The organism is Microbacterium binotii (assembly GCF_021398715.1).
In the GTDB taxonomy this organism is placed as follows: Bacteria; Actinomycetota; Actinomycetes; order Actinomycetales; family Microbacteriaceae; genus Microbacterium; species Microbacterium binotii_A.
In genome coordinates this window covers 1,872,756-1,893,921 of record NZ_CP090347.1, presented here as the reverse complement: position 1 = coordinate 1,893,921, position 21,166 = coordinate 1,872,756, and the positions used below count along the sequence as shown (strand labels likewise).

General features: G+C 70.5%; 19 protein-coding genes. 12 read left to right on the top strand and 7 right to left on the bottom strand.

Translation table 11 applies throughout. The features are described 5' to 3' along the window. Positions 1–7 precede the first annotated feature (7 nt). From LXM64_RS09500 to LXM64_RS09485, 4 genes are read right to left on the bottom strand one after another with little or no spacing between them, the layout of a single operon-like run. Positions 8–898: a 3-methyladenine DNA glycosylase gene (locus LXM64_RS09500; protein ID WP_234073010.1), complete on the bottom strand. Its 891-nt coding sequence runs from the start codon at positions 896–898 to the stop codon at positions 8–10. Then, the gene (locus LXM64_RS09495; protein ID WP_234073009.1) at positions 895–1,602 is read right to left on the bottom strand and encodes an SOS response-associated peptidase; all 708 of its coding nucleotides are present in this window, start codon (positions 1,600–1,602) and stop codon (positions 895–897) included. Before LXM64_RS09495 ends, LXM64_RS09500 begins: the two co-directional genes overlap by 4 nt. 5 nt (positions 1,603–1,607) lie before the next feature. Next, positions 1,608–2,648 carry an App1 family protein gene (locus LXM64_RS09490; RefSeq protein WP_234073008.1) on the bottom strand — a complete coding sequence of 347 codons (1,041 nt, stop codon included), beginning with the start codon at positions 2,646–2,648 and terminating at the stop codon, positions 1,608–1,610. Between the two features lie 4 nt (positions 2,649–2,652). Then, positions 2,653–3,333, bottom strand: a complete 681-nt coding sequence (locus LXM64_RS09485) for a DedA family protein (RefSeq protein ID WP_234073007.1) — start codon at positions 3,331–3,333, stop codon at positions 2,653–2,655. Positions 3,334–3,375: 42 nt separating this feature from the next. Here LXM64_RS09485 and LXM64_RS09480 point away from each other — a divergent pair, with 42 nt between their 5' ends. The 5 genes from LXM64_RS09480 (at position 3,376) to holA (ending at position 11,338) form a co-directional block, all read left to right on the top strand. Beyond that, on the top strand, positions 3,376–4,659 hold the full coding sequence (locus LXM64_RS09480) for an anthranilate synthase component I family protein (RefSeq protein WP_234073006.1): 1,284 nt from the start codon (positions 3,376–3,378) through the stop codon (positions 4,657–4,659). A gap of 63 nt (positions 4,660–4,722) precedes the next feature. Continuing rightward, a complete protein-coding gene (leuS, locus tag LXM64_RS09475; RefSeq protein WP_234073005.1) occupies positions 4,723–7,311 on the top strand; it encodes a leucine--tRNA ligase in 2,589 nt (862 codons plus the stop codon). Positions 7,312–7,407: 96 nt separating this feature from the next. Further along, positions 7,408–7,995 carry a ComEA family DNA-binding protein gene (locus LXM64_RS09470; protein ID WP_234073004.1) on the top strand — a complete coding sequence of 196 codons (588 nt, stop codon included), beginning with the start codon at positions 7,408–7,410 and terminating at the stop codon, positions 7,993–7,995. A gap of 47 nt (positions 7,996–8,042) precedes the next feature. After that, on the top strand, positions 8,043–10,397 hold the full coding sequence (locus LXM64_RS09465; protein ID WP_234073003.1) for a ComEC/Rec2 family competence protein: 2,355 nt from the start codon (positions 8,043–8,045) through the stop codon (positions 10,395–10,397). Next, on the top strand, positions 10,313–11,338 hold the full coding sequence (holA, locus tag LXM64_RS09460) for a DNA polymerase III subunit delta (RefSeq protein WP_234073002.1): 1,026 nt from the start codon (positions 10,313–10,315) through the stop codon (positions 11,336–11,338). Before LXM64_RS09465 ends, holA begins: the two co-directional genes overlap by 85 nt. A gap of 64 nt (positions 11,339–11,402) precedes the next feature. On the opposite strand, the gene rpsT is transcribed toward holA, so the two are convergent. Continuing rightward, on the bottom strand, positions 11,403–11,663 hold the full coding sequence (gene rpsT, locus LXM64_RS09455; RefSeq protein ID WP_137416832.1) for a 30S ribosomal protein S20: 261 nt from the start codon (positions 11,661–11,663) through the stop codon (positions 11,403–11,405). 117 nt (positions 11,664–11,780) lie between these two features. Further along, positions 11,781–12,518 carry an alpha/beta fold hydrolase gene (locus LXM64_RS09450; RefSeq protein ID WP_234073001.1) on the bottom strand — a complete coding sequence of 246 codons (738 nt, stop codon included), beginning with the start codon at positions 12,516–12,518 and terminating at the stop codon, positions 11,781–11,783. A gap of 52 nt (positions 12,519–12,570) precedes the next feature. On the opposite strand from LXM64_RS09450, the gene lepA reads away from it, so the two are divergent. The 3 genes from lepA to hemW are packed head-to-tail and all read left to right on the top strand — an operon-like array spanning position 12,571 to position 16,331. Further along, the gene (lepA, locus tag LXM64_RS09445) at positions 12,571–14,415 is read left to right on the top strand and encodes a translation elongation factor 4 (RefSeq protein WP_234073000.1); all 1,845 of its coding nucleotides are present in this window, start codon (positions 12,571–12,573) and stop codon (positions 14,413–14,415) included. 51 nt (positions 14,416–14,466) lie between these two features. Continuing rightward, positions 14,467–15,117, top strand: coding sequence for a DUF1990 family protein (locus tag LXM64_RS09440; RefSeq protein ID WP_234072999.1), 651 nt, complete (start codon positions 14,467–14,469; stop codon positions 15,115–15,117). Beyond that, positions 15,117–16,331, top strand: coding sequence for a radical SAM family heme chaperone HemW (hemW, locus tag LXM64_RS09435; RefSeq protein WP_234072998.1), 1,215 nt, complete (start codon positions 15,117–15,119; stop codon positions 16,329–16,331). Before LXM64_RS09440 ends, hemW begins: the two co-directional genes overlap by 1 nt. A gap of 1 nt (position 16,332) precedes the next feature. On the opposite strand, the gene LXM64_RS09430 is transcribed toward hemW, so the two are convergent. After that, on the bottom strand, positions 16,333–17,748 hold the full coding sequence (locus tag LXM64_RS09430) for a carboxylesterase/lipase family protein (protein ID WP_234072997.1): 1,416 nt from the start codon (positions 17,746–17,748) through the stop codon (positions 16,333–16,335). Positions 17,749–17,850: 102 nt separating this feature from the next. On the opposite strand from LXM64_RS09430, the gene hrcA reads away from it, so the two are divergent. The 4 genes from hrcA to LXM64_RS09410 are packed head-to-tail and all read left to right on the top strand — an operon-like array spanning position 17,851 to position 21,155. Then, complete coding sequence (hrcA, locus tag LXM64_RS09425; RefSeq protein WP_137416838.1) at positions 17,851–18,888, top strand: heat-inducible transcriptional repressor HrcA; 1,038 nt, start codon at positions 17,851–17,853, stop codon at positions 18,886–18,888. Between the two features lie 44 nt (positions 18,889–18,932). After that, entirely contained in the window at positions 18,933–20,042 is a 1,110-nt protein-coding gene (gene dnaJ, locus LXM64_RS09420) for a molecular chaperone DnaJ (RefSeq protein ID WP_234072996.1), read from the top strand. 4 nt (positions 20,043–20,046) lie between these two features. After that, positions 20,047–20,784, top strand: a complete 738-nt coding sequence (locus tag LXM64_RS09415; RefSeq protein ID WP_234072995.1) for a 16S rRNA (uracil(1498)-N(3))-methyltransferase — start codon at positions 20,047–20,049, stop codon at positions 20,782–20,784. 23 nt (positions 20,785–20,807) lie between these two features. Continuing rightward, positions 20,808–21,155 carry an HIT domain-containing protein gene (locus LXM64_RS09410; RefSeq protein WP_234072994.1) on the top strand — a complete coding sequence of 116 codons (348 nt, stop codon included), beginning with the start codon at positions 20,808–20,810 and terminating at the stop codon, positions 21,153–21,155. Positions 21,156–21,166: the final 11 nt, after the last annotated feature.

Sequence of the window (21,166 nt, the reverse complement as noted above, 5' to 3'; positions counted from 1 at the left end):
CGCGTGTTCAGGCTGCCGACGCCGAGCGGATGTGGGCGAGCAGCTGCTCGCGCAACGGCTCAGCCCGGAGAGTGAACGCCCGCTGCTCGGCGACGTACGCGGCCTTGCCTTCCGCCGTCTCCACGGCGACGGGTTCGTAACCCCAGTCGCGCAGGTCATACGGCGAGGCGCGCATGTCGAGCGCCCGGATATCGCGGGCGAGCTCGAACGCGTCGAGCAGCGTGTGCCCGGGCACGAGCGGACCGAGCTTAACCGCCCATTTGTAGAGGTCCATGCCCGCGTGCAGGCAGCCCGGCTGCTCGTGGGCGGACTGGGTGTCGCGCGCGAGCAGCACACGGTTGCGGGGCGCCGCATCGTCGGTGAAGAAGCGGAAGGCGTCGAAGTGGGTGCACCGCAGCTCATGCGATTCGACCACCGCGTCCGTGCCCGCCGATCCCAGCCGCAACGGCACCGCATGGCGGGGAGCTGGAGAGCGGTAGAGCATCGCCCACTCGTGCATACCGAAGCAGCCGTACTGCGCGCTCCGCCCGCGCGCGCCTTCCAGGATCGCGGCGACGCCGGTGAGGAGGAGCCTCTTCTCGGCGGCGAACGCGCGCGCATCGACGCGCAGGGCGTGGTTCTCGTCGCTGACGTACCAGCGCCAATCGGCACGGGCCTCGTGCGCCGCATCCGCCAGCGCGTACGACGTACCCGGATGCCAGCGGCGCAGCAGCGCCGGCTTGTAGCCGTAGTACGTGAAGAGGAAGTCCTCGACGGGATGCGTCTGGCCCCGCGCGACGCGGGCACGACGTCCGGCGGTGAGCGCATCGGCCCGTTCGACGTGACGGCGCTCACGGGAGCGCCAGTCATCGCTGCTGAGGACGGTCTCCGGCGTGAGGAGGGACGTCGCGGCGCTCACGCGGGTTCGATCAGCGCGGGCGAGTCGTTGCGCACGTTGCCGACGGCGGGGGAGACGACCCGTGTCTCGAGGGTCTCGGCGAGATCCGGAGCCGCGTCGATGGCGGCATCGAGGATGTCGCCGACGTTCTCCGTGTCGGTGTCGAGCCACGCATCGGCGAAGTCGGCGTCGAGGAAGAGGGGCATCCGGTCGTGGATCGAACCCAGGGCGCCGATCGCGTCGCGGGTCAGGATGGTGAAGCTCAGCAGCCAGCGGTCGGGGTCGTCATCGCCCTTGCTCGGGTCCTTCCACCATTCGTACAGCCCCGCCAGGAACAGGGGCGAATCGTCGGCCGGGTGGATGAAGTGCGGCTCCTTGCCGTCGGCGAGCTGCTTCCACTCGTAGTAGCCGGTCGTCGGGACGACGGCGCGGCGCTTGATGAGAGCACCGCGGAACATGGGCTTCTCCTCGAGCTCCTCCGCGCGGGCGTTGAAGGCGCGGGCCCCGATCTTCGGATCCTTCGCCCACGCGGGCACCAGGCCCCACCTCGCGGGCTCCAGTCGCCGCGTGGGCGGCTCGGTCTTGGCGGAGTCCAGCACGATGGCCGCCGTGCTCATCGGTGCGACGTTGAAGGACGGCGCAGGGAGCGAGGGGTTGATCGTGTCGACGCGCAGCACTCCGACGAGCTCCGACGCGACATTGGCGACGACGAACCGACCACACATGCCGGTCAGCCTACGCCGGGGCGTACGACACCGGCCTCTTCCAGCCGATCGAGCAGTTCGGCTCCGTCGTCGCCGCTGACCCACGGCACGCTCGCGGCGGAGTGGTCGTTCACGGCCGTCCGGCCACCGGCGAGCACGGCTTCTGCGGGCGTCAGACGGCGGATGGCGACGGCGGCGACGTTAGCGGGATGCGCGCCCGCGAACTCGGTGTAGATCGCATCGTCGGCCTGCCCGTCGTCCCCGATGAGCAGCCAGCGGATGTCGGGGAACTCCTGCGCAAGTCGGCTGAGATTGGTCGACTTGTGCGCGCGCCCGCTGCGGAACCATCGATCGTGTGTCGGCCCCCAGTCGGTCAGCAGCATCGCACCGGAGGGGAAGAGGTGTCTGCGCAGGAAACGGGTGAGTGTCGGGGCGACGTTCCACGAGCCCGTCGACAGATAGACCAGGGGGGCGCCGGGATGCTCGCGCGTCACACGCTCGAGCAGCACCGACATCCCGGGGACGGGCTGCCGCGCGTGTTCGTTGACGACGAAGGAGTTCCACGCCGCAAGCATCGGACGGGGGATGGCGGTGACCATGACCGTGTCGTCGATGTCGCTCACGACACCGAACCTGGCGCCGTCGGAGACGATGAACACGCGCAGCGTGGTGGTCTGCCCGCCCTCCACCTGCGCCGTGAGCGTCTGCCAGCCCGGCTCCAGGGTCGCCGGGAGCACCACGTCCACGACGCCGCCGCGGTCGGCGACGACGTCGTGCGTCTCGCTACCCACGGTGACTCGGACCTGACCGTACGCGACAGGGATTGCGGCGAAGCTCCGCCATCCGCGGATGCCTGCGTACTCGCCCTTGTCCCGGCCGACCGGGGGGATCACGACGCGTGCGAGCACCCGCACCCAGCGCTCGGAACCGTAGCCGGGAAAGGCCGCCACCGATGGTGTGCGCCCACGACGACGGGCGCCCCGTTCACGCCACGCGTGAAATCGGCGCTCGAGTCGGGCGATCCAGAGGATCTTGTCGGAACGGGTCGGACGAGAAGATTCGGCCACGCCCTCAGTCTTCCACGTCCGTCGCGCGGGGCTCCGGGGTGGACGCGGGCTCGGCCATGTGCCGACGCTCGACCCGCTCGATGATCTTCTTTCCGATGAACACCAGCACGACGAACACCACGATGATGGCGACGAAGATGTAGCCCGCGTAGTGGATGCGCGCGGAAAGCTCGCGGTACGTGCCCGCAGCGGCCGCCGCGACACCGATGTAGAGGCTCGCCCAGATGATGCATGCGGGCGCCGTCCACGCGAGGAACCGGCGATACGGGAAGCGCGCCATGCCGACCGTCAACGGCACGAGCGAGTGGAGCACCGGCAGGAAACGGGAGATGAAGATGGCGGGCCCGCCGCGGCGTTCCAGGTAGCGCTCCGACCTCGCCCAGTTCTCCTCGCCGATGCGTCGCCCGAGGCGTGACCGGCGCAACCACGGGCCCAGATAGCGGCCCAGGATATATCCGAGCGTCTCGCCCATCAGCGACCCGAGCACGACGGCAGCGCCGAGGAGAACGCCTTCCAGGGGCGTGGCGACCGCGGTGCCCGCCACGATGACGATCGTGTCGCCCGGAACGATGAGTCCGACGAGGACGCTCGTCTCCAGCATGATGGCGACGCCGGCGAGAATGACGCGCAGCACCGGATCCACCTCGCGCACGGCATCGAGGATCGCGGTGAGCAGATCGTTCACGCCGTCGAGCCTAGAGGCTCGCGGTGTCGCTAGCCTGGGAGCGTGCCCGCTGCTCCCATCCGCGTGCACGGCGCGAACGATCCCGCAGCCGTCCACGCACTGTTCGCCGAGCGCGACCACACGTTCTGGCTCGACGCGGGGCCCGGTGCCGGCGCCGGTTACAGCTGGATCGGATGCGGCATCCCGGTCGAGGGCGCCGAGATCCGATCGGTGAGGCTCGCGACGGGCGGTGCTGCGCCGCATCCAGCCGGACCGTTCCGGAACGGCTGGGTGGGGTGGCTCTCGTACGAGAGCGGTGCGGATGCAGCAGGCGCGCCGGTCGCCGCCGACGACATGCCTCGCGAGAGCTGGATGAGGGTGCGCACCCTCGTGACGTTCGACCACGCCGCCGGCGCGACCTGGGTCAGCGGCGACGACGCCGAAGCCTGGGCGGAGCGCATCGCGTCGGCGTCTCCGGTCGCTCCGGTCGCGGTTCCGGATCGGGGCGCGGCGACCGCGCGGGTCGACGCGCTCCGCTATGCCGACGACATCCGCACCGCCATCGAGGCCATCGGCCGAGGGGATGCGTACCTGCTGTGTCTCACGACGCGATTCGATGTGGCCGGCGAGGTCGACGCGCTCGACGCCTACGCGGCGCTGCGATCGGACACCCCCTCGCATCACGGGCTCCTGCTCCGAAGCGGCGGGATCGCGCTGGCGGGTGCGAGTCCGGAGCGCTTCCTGCTCGCGCGCGACGGACGCGTCAGCACGCATCCGATCAAGGGCACGCGTCCGCGCGGTGCGACTCCCGAGGCCGACGCCGCCCTCGCCGCCGAGCTCGCGGCCGACCCGAAGGAGCGCGCCGAGAACGTCATGATCGTCGACCTCATGCGCAACGACCTGGCGCGCGTGTGCGACCCGGCGACGGTGAGTGTCGACCGTCTTCTGGAGGTGGAGACGTATCCGCGCGTGCATCAGCTCGTGAGCTCGGTCAGCGGGGTGCCGCATCCGGGAATCACGCTGGGGGAGATGCTGGCGGCGGTCTTCCCCGCGGGCAGCATGACGGGAGCTCCCAAACTGTCGGCGATGACACTGCTGAACGGCATCGAAGGGGCGCCCCGGGGCGCCTTCTCCGGCTGTGCCGGCTGGGTGGGAGAGGACGGGGCGTTCGATCTGGCCATGACGATCCGCACCCTCGTCGTGCACCCAGGGGGCGCCTATGTGGGCGCGGGCGGCGGGATCACCTGGTCCTCCGACGTCGCCGCCGAGGTCGCGGAGGTGGCGCTCAAGGCCACGGCGCCGCTGCGGGCCGCAGGGGCGAGGCTCCCGGCCGACTGGGGTGGTTAGGGGTCGGGTATCCTGAAATTTGCGCCTTGCGCACCTTCCCGACACTCCACGATTGGTCCCTCTGTGTCTACGACCTCGACCGACACCGCAGGCGCGTCCGCCGACGGCGGCTTCGACGCCCACGCCATCCAGGACAAGTGGCAGCAGCGCTGGGCGGAAAGCGACCCGTTCCGCGCCGGCGGCGAGAACGACACCCGCCCGCGCAAGTACGTGCTCGCGATGTTCCCGTACCCTTCCGGCGACCTGCACATGGGGCACGCCGAGAACTACCTCTACTCGGACATCGTCGCGCGGTTCTGGCGTCACCGCGGCTACAACGTGCTGCACCCGATCGGATGGGACTCCTTCGGTCTCCCGGCCGAGAACGCGGCCATCAAGCGCGGCGCGAACCCCGTCACCTGGACGTACGACAACATCGCGCAGCAGAAGGAGAGCCTCAAGGCCTACGGCGTCTCCTTCGACTGGAGCCGTGTCCTGCACACGAGCGACCCGGAGTACTACCGCTGGAACCAGTGGCTGTTCCAGAAGCTCTACGAGCGTGGCCTGGCGTATCGCAAGGAGAGCCCGGTCAACTGGTGCACGCACGATCAAACGGTGCTCGCCAACGAGCAGGTCATCGACGGGCACTGCGAGCGCTGCGGCGCGGTGGTCGTCAAGAAGAAGCTGACGCAGTGGTACTTCCGGATCACGGACTACGCCGACCGGCTGCTCGACGACCTCAACCAGCTCGAGGGCTTCTGGCCGCACAAGGTCATCCAGATGCAGCGCAACTGGATCGGCCGCTCGATCGGTGCCGACATCGACTTCGAGATCGAGGGGCGCGCCGAGAAGGTCACGGTCTTCTCCACGCGCCCCGACACGCTGCACGGCGCCACCTTCATGGTCGTCGCCCCCGACTCCGACCTCGCGGCGGAGCTGGCGGCGGGAGCCGGTCCCGAGGCGCGCGAGCGCTTCCAGGCCTACCTCTCCCAGGTGCAGCAGACGACGGATGTGGAGCGTCAGAACGCCGACCGGCCGAAGACGGGCGTGTTCCTCGACCGTTACGCGATCAACCCCATCAACGGGGAACGACTGCCGATCTGGGCGGCCGACTACGTCCTGGCCGACTACGGTCACGGCGCGGTCATGGCCGTGCCGGCGCACGACCAGCGCGACCTCGACTTCGCGCGTGCGTTCGATCTGCCGGTGAAGATCGTCGTCGACACGACGGCACCCATCACCGGTGCCGTGCCGGTCATCGAGCTCGACGCCGACGGCAACCCGATCGACCCGCTCGAGGGCACCGACACCCTTGACGACATCGACCCGGTGCGCACCGGTGTCGCGCTCAGCGGAGACGGCCGCCTCATCAACTCGGGCAGCCTGAACGGTCTCAGCAAGCGCAACGCGATCGCGCGCGCGATCGAGGAGCTCACGGTGGCCGGGACGGGTCGCGCGGCGAAGACCTATCGCCTGCGGGACTGGCTGATCTCGCGCCAGCGGTTCTGGGGCACCCCCATCCCGATGTTGCACGGCGACGACGGCCGCATCGTTCCGGTGCCCGACGACCAGCTGCCCGTGCGCCTGCCCGACCCCGAGGGGCTCAACCTGCTGCCGCAGGGCACCTCGCCGCTGGGGGGCGCGACCGAGTGGGTGCAGGCGAGCGACCCGGAGACCGGCGAGCCCATGCGTCGTGACCCGGACACGATGGACACCTTCGTCGACAGCTCCTGGTACTACCTGCGCTTCCTGTCGCCGGGGGATCCCGACGCCGCATTCTCGGGTCGCGAGGCCTCGAAGTGGGCGCCGGTGGACTTCTACATCGGTGGCGTCGAGCACGCGATCCTGCACCTGCTGTACGCGCGGTTCATCGTCAAGGCGCTCTACGACATGGGCTACGTCGACTTCACCGAGCCCTTCTCCAGCCTGATCAACCAGGGCATGGTCATCCTCGACGGCGCGAAGATGTCCAAGAGCAAGGGCAACCTCGTGCTGTTCCAGGACGAGCTCGACGCCCACGGCGCCGACGCGCTGCGCGTCGGACTGGCCTTCGCGGGCCCCGTCGAGGACGACAAGGACTGGAAGGACGTCTCGACGACCGGCGCGACGAAGTTCCTCGCGCGTGCGCTGCGCATCGCGGGCGAGGTCTCCAGCCCCACGGATGCGGTGTGGGCCGAGGGCGACACGGCGCTGCGCCGCGTCACGCACCGCCTGTGGGCGGATGCGCCCTCCCTCATCGAGCAGACGAAGTTCAACGTCGTCGTCGCGCGTCTCATGGAGCTCGTCAACGCCACGCGCAAGACGATCGACTCGGGCGCGGGCGCGGCGGACCCCGCCGTCCGCGAGGCCGCCGAAGCCACCGCGATGATCCTCGACCTGTTCGCGCCGCACACGGCTGAGGAGATGTGGTCACAGCTCGGCTACGAGCCGTCCGTCGGTCTCGCATCGTGGCGTCAGCCCGACGGCACGCTGCTGGTGGAGGACACCGTCACCGCTGTCGTCCAGATCGACGGCAAGGTGCGCGCGACGCTGGAGGTGTCGGCCAAGGTCGGCGGCGAGGAGCTCGAGCGGCTGGCGCGCGAGGACGTGCGCGTGCAGCGCGCGCTCGGCGAGCGCGAGATCGTCCGGGCGATCGTTCGTCCGCCGAAGGTCGTGAGCTTCAGCACGCGCTGAGCGAGCTGCTCTCCCCATCGGAGGAACCCCCGCGGTGCATGCACACCGCGGGGGTTCTCGCGTTCGGACCAGGACGCACGTTCCTAGCGTGGGTGTGTGAAGCCCGCACCCGATGCCGCAGGACGTGTGCGTCTGGGTGTCGGCGCCGTCGTCGTGCTGGCATTGCTCGTGTTGGCCGTGACGGTGGTGGTGGGGGTGCTTCGGAGTGCGGCGGTGCCGCCGCCGGCGCCGGTGCCGACACCGACTGCAGCGGACGAGACCGCGGAGGTCTACGTGCACGTCTCGGGTGCGGTGGCCGCGCCCGGACTCTACGTCCTCGCGTCGGGTTCGCGGGTCGCCGACGCGATCTCGGCGGCGGGTGGGTTCGGTGACAACGCCGACGCTGCGGCGGTGAACCTTGCCCGACCGCTCAGCGACGGCGAGCAACTCGTCGTGCTCGAGCTGGGGCAGGCGCCTCCCGCAGGAGCGGCCGGGGGCGAGAGCGCCGGTGGCGGTCCGATCAACCTCAACACCGCGGGCGTGGAGCAGCTCGACGAGTTGCCGCGCGTCGGCCCTGCCATCGCGCAGCGGATCGTGGACTGGCGGGAGCAGAACGGCCGGTTCACGAGTGTGGACGATCTGCTCGGCGTGCCGGGGATCGGCGAGAAGATGCTCGCCGGGCTCCGCGATCTCGTGACCGTGTGATGGACCGGCGCGCGTGGCGGCTCGTGCCCGCTGGGGTTCTCTCGTGGATGGTCGCCGCTGTCGCGATCACGCACTCGGCGGCGGCGCCGGTGCTGGCTCTGCTCTGCGGCGGCGGTGCCGTGGCGACCGCGCTGACCGCGGCGCTGATCGGGCGACCGGGGTGGGCGCGCATGTGGGCTCTCGTGACGCTCGCCCTGCTGATGGGGGCGATGCCGGCGATGTCGGTGGCCGTGCAGGATCCGCCCCGCGCCGCCGCGATCGAGGTGGGCGACGGCCACCAGGTGGGCGGTGAGTTCTCGGTCGTCGGCAAGATCGAGACGACCGCGCTCGGCTATCGGACGGATGCGCTCACGGTGTCGGCGTCGGCCGGTCGCGAGCCGGTCGCCGCCGGGGTGCCGGTCACGGTGTTGATGTCGGAGCGTCCCGACGGGGCCGAGATCGGCGCTGTCGTGCGCATCGACGGCGGCGCCTTCGCGGCGGAGCCGGGCGACCGTGCCGCGCTCGTCGTGCGGGCGGAGCGGGTCGAGCTGGTACGGGCGCCGGAGGGGGTGTCGGCCGCATCCGCCTGGCTGCGCGAACGTCTCGCTGCGTCGACGGAAGGGCTGCCCGCACCGGGCGCCGGCCTCATCCCGGGCCTCGCCGTCGGAGACACCGGCGCCGTCGACGCCGAGCTGGAGCAGCAGATGCGCGCCGCATCCCTCACCCATCTCACCGCCGTCTCGGGGGCGAACTGCGCCATCGTCGTCGGGCTCGCCTTCCTCCTCGCGGCGCGGTGCGGAATCGGTCGCACGGGGCGTGTCATCGCCGGGCTGTCGGCGCTCGCGGGCTTCGTCGGCCTAGTCACGCCCGAGCCCAGCGTCATCCGTGCGGCGACGATGTCCGCGATCGCGATGCTCGCGCTGCTGCTCGGACGGCGGGGAAGCGGACTCGCCCTCCTCGCCCTGGCGGTGTGCGTGCTGCTGGCCGCCGATCCGTGGCTGGCGCTGTCATTGGGGTTCGCGCTGTCGGCGGCGGCCACGGGCGCGCTGCTGGTGCTCGCCCCGCCTCTCGCGCGGGGGCTCGGCAGGTTCTTGCCGGCGTCTCTCGCCCTGGCGCTGGCCGTACCGCTGTCGGCGCAGCTCGTCTGCGCTCCGCTCATCGTGCTCGTCAGCACCGGTGTCGCCGTGTACGGCGTGCCGGCGAACCTCCTCGCGGCCCCTGCCGCCCCGGTCGCCACCGTACTCGGGCTGGCAGCGTGCCTCGCGGGTCCCGTGCCCGTGCTGCAGGCGGGACTGAGTGCCCTCACCTGGGTGCCCGCGGCGTGGATCGCGGGGATCGCGGGTGCTGTGGACACGCTGCCCGCGCGGACGCTCGCGTGGGCGGAAGGCCTCCCCGGGCTCGTCGGCCTCGTCGTGGTGACAGCGGCCGGCACGGTCCTCCTGCTGCCGCCGGGACGAACACGCATCGCTCGCCTCACCCGCGCACTCTCGGCCGTGATGACCGCATCCGTTGCGGCGGCGATGGTGGGGATCCTGGTGGTCGACTCCGTCGTGGTACCGCTCACGACGCCACAGGAGTGGAGCGTCGCCATGTGCGACGTCGGGCAGGGCGACGCCGTCGTGGTCCGCTCCGCCGGCGCGGTCATGCTCGTGGACACCGGCCCCGAACCCGAGGCTCTCGACTCCTGTCTCGCGAGGTTGGGGATCACGCGGATCGACCTTCTGGTGCTCACCCACTTCGACATCGACCACGTGGGCGGGCTCGACGGCGTTCCGGCACCCGTGGGTCTCCTGATGCACGGTCCCGCGGACGAGCGCGACGCCGCGCGGGCGCTCGCGGTCGGGGCGCGGGATGTCGTCGCCGCTGCCGCGGGGATGGGGGGAGTGCTGGGAGCCGCCCGCTGGCGGATCCTGTGGCCGTCGGCAGACGCCGTGGTGCCGGGCAACGATGCGAGCATCGTCGTGGAGATCGGGGGCGGCGGGGTGCCGCGCACGCTCATGCTGGGGGACCTCGGCGGCGACGCGCAGCGGGCGCTGCGCGCGAGCGGAGAGCTGAGAGGGCCGTACGAGGTCCTCAAGGTCGCGCATCACGGATCGGCGGATCAGGATGCGGGGCTGCAGCGTCAGGTCGCTCCGGCGCTCGCATTGATCGGCGTGGGTGCGGGCAACGACTACGGGCATCCGCGGGCGGCGATCCTCGACATCCTCTCGGCCCAGGGCACGACGGTGGCGCGCACCGACCTCGACGGTCTCATCCTCGTGGGGATGGACGACGGGCGCACGACGGTCTGGCGGGAGCGGACGGAGGCGGCGTCGGCCGCCCTCGGTAGGCTGGGAGGATGGCGATCCGAAAGTCCACCCCGACACGCAGTGCGATCCCGCAGCAGTCGTGGCGGACCCCGGAGCCGGCGCCGATCGTGCTGATCTCCGGCCCGGAGGAGGTCTGCGCGGAGCGTGCCACGGCAAGACTCCGCGACTACCTGCGCGCCGAAGACCCGAGCCTCGAGATCTCCGACATCGACGCCTCCGACTACTCGGCCGGAACGCTTCTGTCCGTGAGCGCGCCGTCGCTGTTCGGCGAGCCGCGACTCGTCCGCATCCGCAGTGTCGAGAAGTGCTCCGACGCGTTCCTCTCGGAGGCCCTGGCCTACCTGGAGAACCCGCAGGAGGGTGCCACGGTCGTCCTGCGGCACACCGGCGCGAGTGTGCGGGGCAAGAAGTTGCTGGAAGCCATCAGGTCCGGATCCGGCGGAGGCGTCGAGGTGGCGTGCCCCGCCATCAAGCGCGATTCCGACCGGTACGACTTCGCGGCGAGCGAGTTCCGCGAGGCGGGCCGACGCATCGTGCCCGCCGCCCTGCGCGCACTGGTCGGTGCGTTCTCCGACGATCTGACGGAGCTCGCCGCCGCCTGCCAGCAGCTGGTGAACGATGTCGAGGGCGACATCACCGAGCAGATCGTCGAGCGGTACTACGGCGGACGCGTGGAGACCTCCGCCTTCACGGTCGCCGACACGGCGATCGCCGGTCGTTACGGGGAGGCGCTCCTCGCACTGCGGCAGGCACTCGACTCCGGTGCCGACCCGGTTCCGATGGTCGCGGCGATCGCGATGAAGCTGCGCACGATGGCCAGGGTGGCCGGTACGCGCGAGCCGTCCCGGCAGCTCGCGACACGGCTGGGCATGAAGGACTGGCAGGTCGACCGGGCGCGCCGCGATCTGTCGGGGTGGACCCAGGATTCGCTCGGTCTTGCGATCCAGGCGACCGCGCGCGCCGACGCCGAGGTCAAGGGCGGCTCCCGCGACGCCGTCTTCGCACTCGAACGCCTCGTCACGGTCATCGCCACGCGCGCTCCCTACGCGGCCTGAACCCCCTCCGCGACAACGACGAAGGCCCGCCGCAACAGCGACGGGCCTTCGAGGAGGAAACGGCTCAGAGAGCGGAGACCTGCTTCGCGATCGCGGACTTGCGGTTCGCGGCCTGGTTCTTGTGGATGACGCCCTTGCTGACGGCCTTGTCGAGCTTCTTGGTAGCCGTGACGAGCGCCTTCTCGGCGGCAGCCTTGTCGCCACCGGCGACGGCCTCGCGGGTGCGACGCACCGCGGTCTTCAGCTCGCTCTTGACGGCCTTGTTGCGCTCGTGCGCCTTCTCGTTGGTCTTGTTGCGCTTGATCTGCGACTTGATGTTTGCCACGTGTCGTGAACTTTCGTTTCGGAGTCTGCTCGGAAGTTGCCGGTCAGCGGTAGAGGGGCGCTTCGCGGCGGTCGTGAAGAGCGGGAAAACCCTTCACGCGCAAGCCAAACAAGGAGTCTACCAGACCGGGTCCTTCGCGCCCGCCTCGATCGTGGCGACGGCGAGGGCGATCACGGCGTCGAAGGCCTCGGGGCGCATCGCCGACACGAGATGGCTCGTGCGGGGGATGACGATGAGTTCCGCGTGGGGCGCGATGCGCTGGAAGAGACGCTCGCTGACGCGCAGTTGGTCGTACTGGCCATTGACGAACCACAGCGGGACGCGGATGCGGGCGAGAGCCGTCAACACGTCGAGCCGAGCGAGCTGCGCGAGCGCGCCGTCCTGGGCGTCGAGGGCGTATCCGCCCGCGCCGAAGTCGTCTCGAGTGTGCTCGGGAAGCGTTCGGGAGAGCACGTACCGGGTCAGCCGCATCCCGCGATCGGGGAGCGCGTCGAAGCCGCGGGCCAGCGTCCGGTAGATGCGCAGTCCCAGCCCGCGCGGCACCGCGGTGCAGGATGCGGCGATGAACCCGGCGATCGGCGGGGGATCGACGCGTCCCGCGTACTCGATGCACAGCAGGCCGCCCATGGAGTGACCGACCAACAGAACGGGCCCGCGCTCGGCCGCGACGCGCACGGCACGGTCGATCGTCGCGAACGCCTCGTCGAGGGTGAACGGCTCGGCCATGCGCGTGCCGTGACCGGGAAGGTCCACGGCGGTCACGCCCATGCCCGCGGCCGTCAGGCTCTCCCGCTGGGCGCGCCACATGGAAGCGGACGTCCGGATCCCGTGCACCAGGACCACCTGCACCGTCATCGCCCCAGCCTAGGCTCGGGCGGGCGGCTGCTCCCCGTAGAATCGACGGAACATGTCACCGCGCGCCCTCAAGCCCCTGCAGCCGTCCGCGACTCCGCCCGAGCTGATCCGCAACTTCTGCATCATCGCCCACATCGACCACGGCAAGTCGACGTTGGCCGATCGGATGCTGCAGATCACCGGTGTCGTCGCCGACCGCGACATGCGGGCGCAGTACCTCGACCGCATGGACATCGAGCGCGAGCGCGGCATCACGATCAAGAGCCAGGCCGTGCGGATGCCCTGGTCGGACGCGAACGGCACGTACGCGCTCAACATGATCGACACCCCCGGGCACGTCGACTTCACCTACGAGGTGAGCCGATCGCTCGCCGCGTGCGAGGGCGCGATCCTCCTGGTGGATGCGGCGCAGGGCATCGAGGCGCAGACGCTCGCGAACCTGTACCTCGCGCTCGAGAACGACCTGACGATCATCCCGGTGCTCAACAAGATCGACCTGCCCGCGGCCGATCCCGAGAAGTACGCCGCCGAACTCGCGGGACTCATCGGCGGCGACCCCGCGGACGTGCTCCGCGTCAGCGGCAAGACCGGCATGGGTGTCGAAGCGCTGCTGGATCGGATCGTCGAGCGCATCCCCGCACCCGTCGGAGACCCCGCGGCTCCGGCGCGCGCGATGATCTTCGACTCCGTCTACGACGCGTATCGCGGCGTCGTGACCTACGTCCGCATGGTCGACGGCAAGCTCGAGCCGCGTGAGCGGATCCAGATGATGTCGACCAAGGCCACCCACGAACTGCTCGAGATCGGCGTATCCAGCCCCGAGCCGGTTCCCACCAAGGGCCTCGGCGTCGGGGAGGTCGGATACCTGATCACGGGCGTGAAGGACGTGCGCCAGTCGAAGGTCGGCGACACGATCACGAACCACCGCAAGCCCGCTACCGACGCGCTGCCCGGTTACACCGACCCCAAGCCGATGGTCTTCTCGGGCATCTACCCGATCGACGGCAGTGACTACGCGGAGCTGCGCGAGGCGCTCGACAAGCTCAAGCTGTCCGACGCGTCGCTGCAGTACGAGCCGGAGACCTCCGTCGCCCTCGGCTTCGGCTTCCGCTGCGGGTTCCTCGGGCTCCTGCACCTCGAGATCATCACCGAGCGCCTCTCGCGCGAGTTCGGTCTCGACCTGATCACCACCGCGCCCTCCGTGACGTACGAGGTCATGACGGACACGGGAGAGACGGTCACCGTCACCAACCCGAGCGAGTACCCGGACGGCCGCGTGGCCGAGGTCTCCGAGCCGGTCGTCAAGGTCGGCATCCTGCTGCCGAAGGACTACGTGGGCACCGTGATGGAGCTGTGCCAGTCGCGCCGCGGGACGCTGCTGGGCATGGACTACCTCAGCGAGGACCGCGTCGAGCTGCGCTACAACATGCCGCTGGGTGAGATCGTCTTCGACTTCTTCGACCACCTCAAGAGCCGCACGCAGGGCTACGCCAGCCTGGACTACGAACCGGCCGGGTCCCAGACCGCCGACCTCGTGAAGGTCGACATCCTCCTGCAGGGCGAGAAGGTCGACGCCTTCAGCTCGATCGTGCACCGTGAGAAGGCGTACGCCTACGGCACGATGATGACCGAGCGGCTGCGCAAGCTCATCCCTCGTCAGCAGTTCGAGGTTCCGATCCAGGCCGCCATCGGGGCGCGGATCATCGCCCGCGAGAACATCCGCGCGATCCGCAAGGACGTGCTCGCCAAGTGCTACGGCGGTGACATCACGCGTAAGCGCAAGCTGCTCGAGAAGCAGAAGGAGGGCAAGAAGCGCATGAAGATGGTCGGACGCGTCGAGGTGCCCCAGGAGGCGTTCATCGCCGCGCTGTCGGGTGACGTCGAGACGAAGAAGTAGGGGATTCACATTCGGATCGTGCATCCAGGCCGGCTCGGTACGCTGGAGACCATGCGCCGTGGGACCTTCCGGGACGAGACCGTCGACTACGCCGCCGTCGGGGCGACGCAGGCTCCCGACCTCCTCCAGTACCCGCCGGAGAAGAGCATCCCCGCCGAGGAGTCGTGGAAGCTCGGCAGCGGCGAGGAGCGCTTCCGCTCGGCGGGAGATGCGCTGCTCTCCTGGAGTGCCCTCCGTGACGGCGGCATCTCGATCGCCGAGGTGCGCCCCGCATCCGATCCGAGCTACTCGGGCGTCTCGTTCGATGACGAAGGCCAGCCCATCGCGCCGAGCCGCCTCGACGCCGACCAGCGCTTCGATGCGGACGGAACGCCGTATGTGGCCGCCGGTTCGTCGGTGCACGTGCGCGGCCGTGTCGGCGGCTATCGCGTCGACGCCGAGCTGCGCGTGATCTTCGTGGTCGAGGAGAAGCGCCGTATCGGGTTCGCGCTCGGCACGGTGCGCGACTCGGTGGTGAGCGGCGAGGAATCGTTCATGATCGAGTGGCGCGGCGACGACGAGGTCTGGTTCACCGTTCGCGCATTCGATCGCCCGGTGGCCCCGCTCTACCGCCTTCTCCCCGCACTCGTGCGCCGCCGCCGCCGCGAGCTGTTCGGCCGGTATCTGCGCGCGATCTCACCCATGTACACGACCCCCGCCTGATGGCCCCATCCGTACTTCCCGACGGCGACATCGCGCCCGCCGACGGGGCTCTCCCCGAGGGCACCGTGGTGGATCCGGGCACCGATTTCGGGGTCTACATCCACGTCCCGTACTGCCGTGTGCGCTGCGGATACTGCGACTTCAACACCTACACGGCCGATGAGCTGCGCGGCCACCGACGCGACGACTACCCCGACGACCTGAGCCGTGAGATCGCGCTGGCGACCCGGGTGCTGGCAGACGCCCCGCGGCCGGCGCAGACCGTCTTCTTCGGCGGGGGCACGCCGACCCTGCTCTCGTCGGCCGCGCTGGGCGGAATGCTGCACGCCGTCCGCGAAGGCTTCGGCATCGCTCCGGACGCCGAGATCACGGTCGAGGCCAATCCCGACTCGGTCACTCCCGCGTCCCTCGCCGAGCTCGCCGAGGCGGGAGTGACCCGCGTCTCGATCGGCATGCAGTCGAGCGTCCCGCACGTGCTCGCCGCGCTCGATCGCACGCATGACCCCCTCAACGTCGCCGCGGCCGTCGCGGGGGCGCGGGCGGCCGGGCTCGACGTGAGCGTCGATCTGATCTACGGCGCACCGGGGGAGTCCCTCTCCGATTGGCGCGCATCGGTCGATGCCGCCCTCGCGCTGGAGCCGGATCATCTCTCCGCCTACGCGCTCATCATCGAGGACGGCACGAAGCTCGCCCGCCGCATCCGCTCCGGTGACGTGCCCGCGCCGGATGACGACCTGCAGGCGGAGATGTACGAGCTCGTCGACGACGCGATGGCGGATGCGGGCTACGACTGGTACGAGGTGTCGAACTGGGCGCGCGGCGCAGACCACCGCTCGCGCCACAACCTCGCGTATTGGCGCGGAACCGACTGGTGGGGGTTCGGTCCGGGCGCGCACAGCCACGTCGCCGGCGTGCGATGGTGGAACGTCAAGCATCCGGCCGCGTACGCGCAACGGCTCTCGCTGGGCTCGTCGCCGGCGGCGGCCCGGGAGGTACCCGGCCAAGAGGCGCGCACGCTCGAGCGGATCCTGCTGGAGTCCCGCATCCGCGAGGGTCTGCCGATCGAGGTCGTTCCGAGCGATCGGCGCAGCGCCGTGGCCGGCCTCATCGCCGACGGGCTCGTCGACGGCGCGACCGCTCTGCGCGGTCGCATCGTGCTCACGCGTCGCGGCCGGCTGCTCGCCGACGCGGTCGTCCGCGCGCTGACCGACTGACTCAGCGGGTGAGCGCCGCGAGCACCTCCGCGCGTGGCAGCGGCACATCCTCCGTCGAGGTGTCGTAGCGGCGCACGATCTGGCTGTCCCGGAACCCGGGCCAGCCGGGATCGCCGGTCTCGGCGAAACGGATCCAGTCGGCGTGCATGCGCGTGGCCAACTCCTGCGGTGCGCCGGTCCCGGCCATCGTGATCGCGCCCGAGTCGCCCAGCGCGTCGAAGACGAAGCCGATGTCCAGTGCGTGCGCGGCGCGAAGATCACGCACCGGGCTCGGCCAGGCGAACTCGTAGACGAAGGTGGGTGCCCTGCGTGCGCGCGCGACCTCGATCGCCGGCTGTCGCACGGCCAGATCCGTCAGGACCTGTCCGATGATCTCTCCCGGAGAGGCTTCGGGGAAAGCCCGCCGGTACGCGCGCCATACGCCTCGTGGGAGACGCTTCGCGAGCGCCAGAAGTGCATACGTGCGGCGCGAGAGCTTCGCGAGCGCAGCCACGGGGTACCAGAGGCGGTACTCGTCGGTGTTGGTGCCGATGATGACCGGAAGGTCGGCGTCGAGGAGGGCGCGGCGCGGGGTCTCCGGCAACGTCGCCGGATCGATGGTCGCGTTGAAGCCCGGTGCGGCCTTCAGCAACGTGGACGATGCCGTCAGCTCGTCCCTCGCCGCGACGAGTCGCTCCGGCGAGATCGTTCGAAGGGCCTCGGCGGTGGCGGGCGAGTCGAGCTTGCGTGCGATGTCCTGGGTCGGCCGGGCGGCGCGCTCGGCGGTCTCGGCGTCCAGCGGTCCCGACTGGATGATGGCCCCGGCGAGGAGCGGGCGCAGATCCTCACGGGCGAGAAGCGCGGCGACGACGGCGCCGCCGGCCGATTCCCCGAAGATGGTGATCCTCGACGGATCGCCGCCGAAACGGGCGATGTTGCGGTGGGTCCATCGCAGGGCCTCGGCAGCATCAGCGAGCCCGACATTGCGGGGCGCGTCCGGCAGGACCGAGAAGCCCTCGGCGCCGAGACGATAGTTCGCCGACACGAAGACGACGCCGTCACGCGCGAACGGTGTGCCGTCATAGGTGCTGATGGCACTCGTGCCGCGTTCGAGCGCTCCGCCGTGGAACCACAGCATCACCGCGGCGCCGTCCGCATCTGCGGGTCGCCACACGTTGACGGTCAGGATGTCGTCGCCGGGGATGATCGTCGACGCGAGGAGCTCGCCGACGAACCCGGGATAGGGCGACTGCGGCGATGTGGGTCCGAACGCCGTGGTCTCGCGCACGCCGTCCCAGGCCGCGACCGGCTCGGGAAGAGCGAATCGGCGCTCTCCGACCGGCGGTTTCGCGTAGGGGATGCCGAGGTAGCGCTCGATCCCCTCGGAGAGGGTTCCGGATACGACTCCGGTCTCGGTGTGGATGACGGGATGCGACATGCGACCTCCTCTCGAGAGTCTACGGGCGGCCTACCGGCGACTCGCCTCGCGAGCGCGCTAGAATTGGCACTCCCAGACCTCGAGTGCCAGGAGGGAGTGCGCATGGTCAGCGATCGGGGGCTCGATGTGCTTCGGGCGATCGTCCAGGACTACGTGGAGACGCGCGAACCCGTTGGCAGCAAGTCGATCGTCGAACGTCATTCGTTCGGCGTGTCCGCCGCGACGATCCGCAACGACATGGCGCTGCTCGAGGACGAGGAGCTCATCACCGCACCGCACACCTCGTCCGGTCGGGTGCCGACCGACAAGGGCTACCGCGTCTTCGTGAACCACCTCGCCGAACTGCGACCCCTCACGAGTGCCCAGCGCTCGGCGATCACCGCCTTCCTCGGGGCTCCGGCCGATCTGGACGACATGCTCGGGCGCACGGTCCGCGCGCTGACCCAGCTCACCGGTCAGGTCGCCCTCGTGCAGTATCCGTCGTTCGAGCGCGCGAGCATCACGCACGTCGAACTCGTCCACCTCGGCGGGTCGCGTCTGGTCGTCGTGCTCGTCACCGACACGGGCCGGGTGTCGCAGCGTCTGATGGCAGGGCCCGAGCCGCTCGAGGAGACCGATGTGGCGACGCTCCGTGCGCAGGTGTCGGTACTCGTGACCGGGCGGCCCGTGCGCGAGGGCACGCAACGCGTGGCGCAGGCTCTGGCCGAGACGTTGACGGACAGCCGGGCCGACCGCGCCCTTGGCGCGCTCCTGCGCACCGTCGGCGAGGAGCTCGACGAGTTCCGGCAGGACCGGCTGGTCATGGCGGGAACCGCCAACCTCGCCCGGGCGGAGGGCGACTTCCGCGGCAGCATCTACCCGCTGCTGGAAGCGATCGAGGAGCAGGTGACGCTGCTGCGTCTGATGGGCGAGATGGTGGCCGACGAGCAGGGGCTCGCCGCATCCATCGGACGCGAGAACGAGGCGTTCGGACTCGTCGAGGCGTCGGTGGTGGCCAGCGATTACGACACGACCGGAGGTCAGGCGCGCGTGGGCGTGCTCGGACCCACCCGGATGGACTACTCCAGCAACCTCGCGGCCGTCCGCGCCGTGGCTCACTACCTGAGCCGTCTGCTGGAAGACGACGAACGCGCGCGCTGAGCGCGTGCGAGACGATTCCGCGGCACGCGGACGGGAAGGCTGAAGTGGCAGACCACTACGAAGTACTCGGGGTGCCTCGCGACGCATCGCAGGACGACATCAAGAAGGCGTACCGCAAGCTCGCGCGCCAGCTGCATCCCGATGTGAACCCCGGTGAGGATGCGGCGGAGCGCTTCAAGCTCGTCACGCACGCCTACGACGTGCTGAGCGACAGCGAGCAGCGTCGCCGGTACGACATGGGCGGCGACGGCGGCGGATTCGGTGGTGCGCAGGGCTTCGGCGGGTTCAGCGACATCTTCGACACGTTCTTCGGCGGCGGCGGCGCAGGACGGGTGCGCCCGCGCTCGCGCACCGAACGCGGCCAGGATGCCCTCGTGCGCGTGACGCTCGAGCTGCGAGAGGTGATCTTCGGCGCCCACCGCGACATCGAGGTGGACACCGCTGTGCTGTGCGAGACGTGCGAGGGCGGGTGCTGCCAGCCCGGCACATCGCCGGTCACGTGCGACATCTGCCATGGCAGCGGCCACGTGCAGCGCACGGTCCGCAGCCTGCTCGGCAACGTCGTCACCAACCAGCCCTGCGCGACGTGCCAGGGATACGGCACCACCATCCCGTACCCGTGCGCCACGTGCCAGGGCCAGGGCCGGGTGCGTGCGCGTCGCACGGTCTCGGTCGACATCCCCGCGGGCGTCGAGACGGGCCTGCGGCTGCAGCTTCCCGGCTCGGGCGAGGTGGGCCCTGCGGGAGGCCCCCACGGCGACCTGTATCTGGAGATCACCGTGGCCGCCGACGAGGTCTTCAGTCGCGACGGCGACGACCTCCTCGCGACGCTCGACGTCTCGATGCCCGACGCCATCCTCGGCACCACCACCCGGATCGAGGCGCTGGACGGTCCCGTCGACCTCGAACTGCGCGCCGGAGTCCAGGCCGGCGACGTGCTGACGATCAAGGGGCGCGGCATCACGCCGCTTCGCGGCAATCAGCGCGGCGACCTGAAGATCGGCGTGCACGTGGTCACCCCGACCCGCCTCGACCACAAGGAGCGGGCGCTCATCGAGGAGTTCGCGAAGAAGACGAAGGCGCCGGCTCCCCGCCTGTCGGAGTTCCAGCAGGGCCTGTTCGCCAAGCTGCGCGACCGCTTCCGCAACGGCTGATCCGATGGCGCTGCACTTCCTGCTCGACGACGCCTCCGATGCGCATCCCGGCCGCACAGTCGTGCTGACGGGAGCCGAGGCGCACCACGCCGCCACCGTGCGGCGTGTGCGCGTCGGCGAGGAGGTCACGATCGGTGACGGACGAGGCGTCTGGGCGACCGGGTCGTGCGTCAGCGTCGCGCCGCGCGAAGTGGCGGTCGAGATCGGGCGGCGCGAGGACGTTCCGGCCCCCGCGCCGCGCCTCGTCCTCGTTCAAGCGCTGGCGAAAGGCGATCGCGACGAGATGGCGGTGCAGGCCGCGACGGAGCTCGGCGTCGCCGAGGTCGTGCCCTGGCAGGCCGCGCGCAGCGTCTCGCGCTGGGACTCCGCCAAGGCGGTCAAAGGCCGCGCCCGCTGGGCGCAGATCGTCCGCGAGGCCGCCAAGCAGGCGCATCGCGCGTGGGTGCCGGAAGTGAGCGAGGTCCGCACGAGCGCGCAGATCGCGCAGCGCGCGGCCACCGTCCCGACGCTCGTGCTGGAGCCCGGCGCATCCGAGTCGCTCAGCACCAGGATGCGGGAGCTGCACGATGCCCCCGAGATCCTGCTGGTCGTGGGGCCCGAAGGAGGGATCGACGCGGGCGAGCTCGACACGTTCGCCGCCGCGGGCGCGCGCCCGGTCCGGCTCGGAAGCGGCGTCCTCCGCACCTCGACCGCGGGACCCGCCGCCCTCGCCGCCATCGAGGCCCTCCTGGGTCGGTGGTGAACGCGCGCGCATAGACTGGAGGAATGAGCGAGCCGTCCGTGTTCACCCGCATCCTGCAGGGCGAGATCCCCGCGGAGATCCTCGTCGAGACCGAGCGCGTCTTCGTCATCCGTGACATCGCGCCCCAGGCTCCCGTCCACCTCCTGGTGATCCCGAAGACTCCGGAGTACCGCGACGTCGTGTCGCTCGCGGCGCAGGCGCCCGATCTGCTCGCCGAGATGGTCGAGGTCGCAGGCAAGGTCGCCGCCGAGCACGCGGACGGCGACTTCCGCCTCGTCTTCAACTCCGGTGCCGGCGCCGGTCAGACCGTCTTCCACGTGCACGCGCACGTCCTCGCCGGCGATCTTTCGGAGGGGAGTGTCGGTGCCTGAGCAGCCCCAGC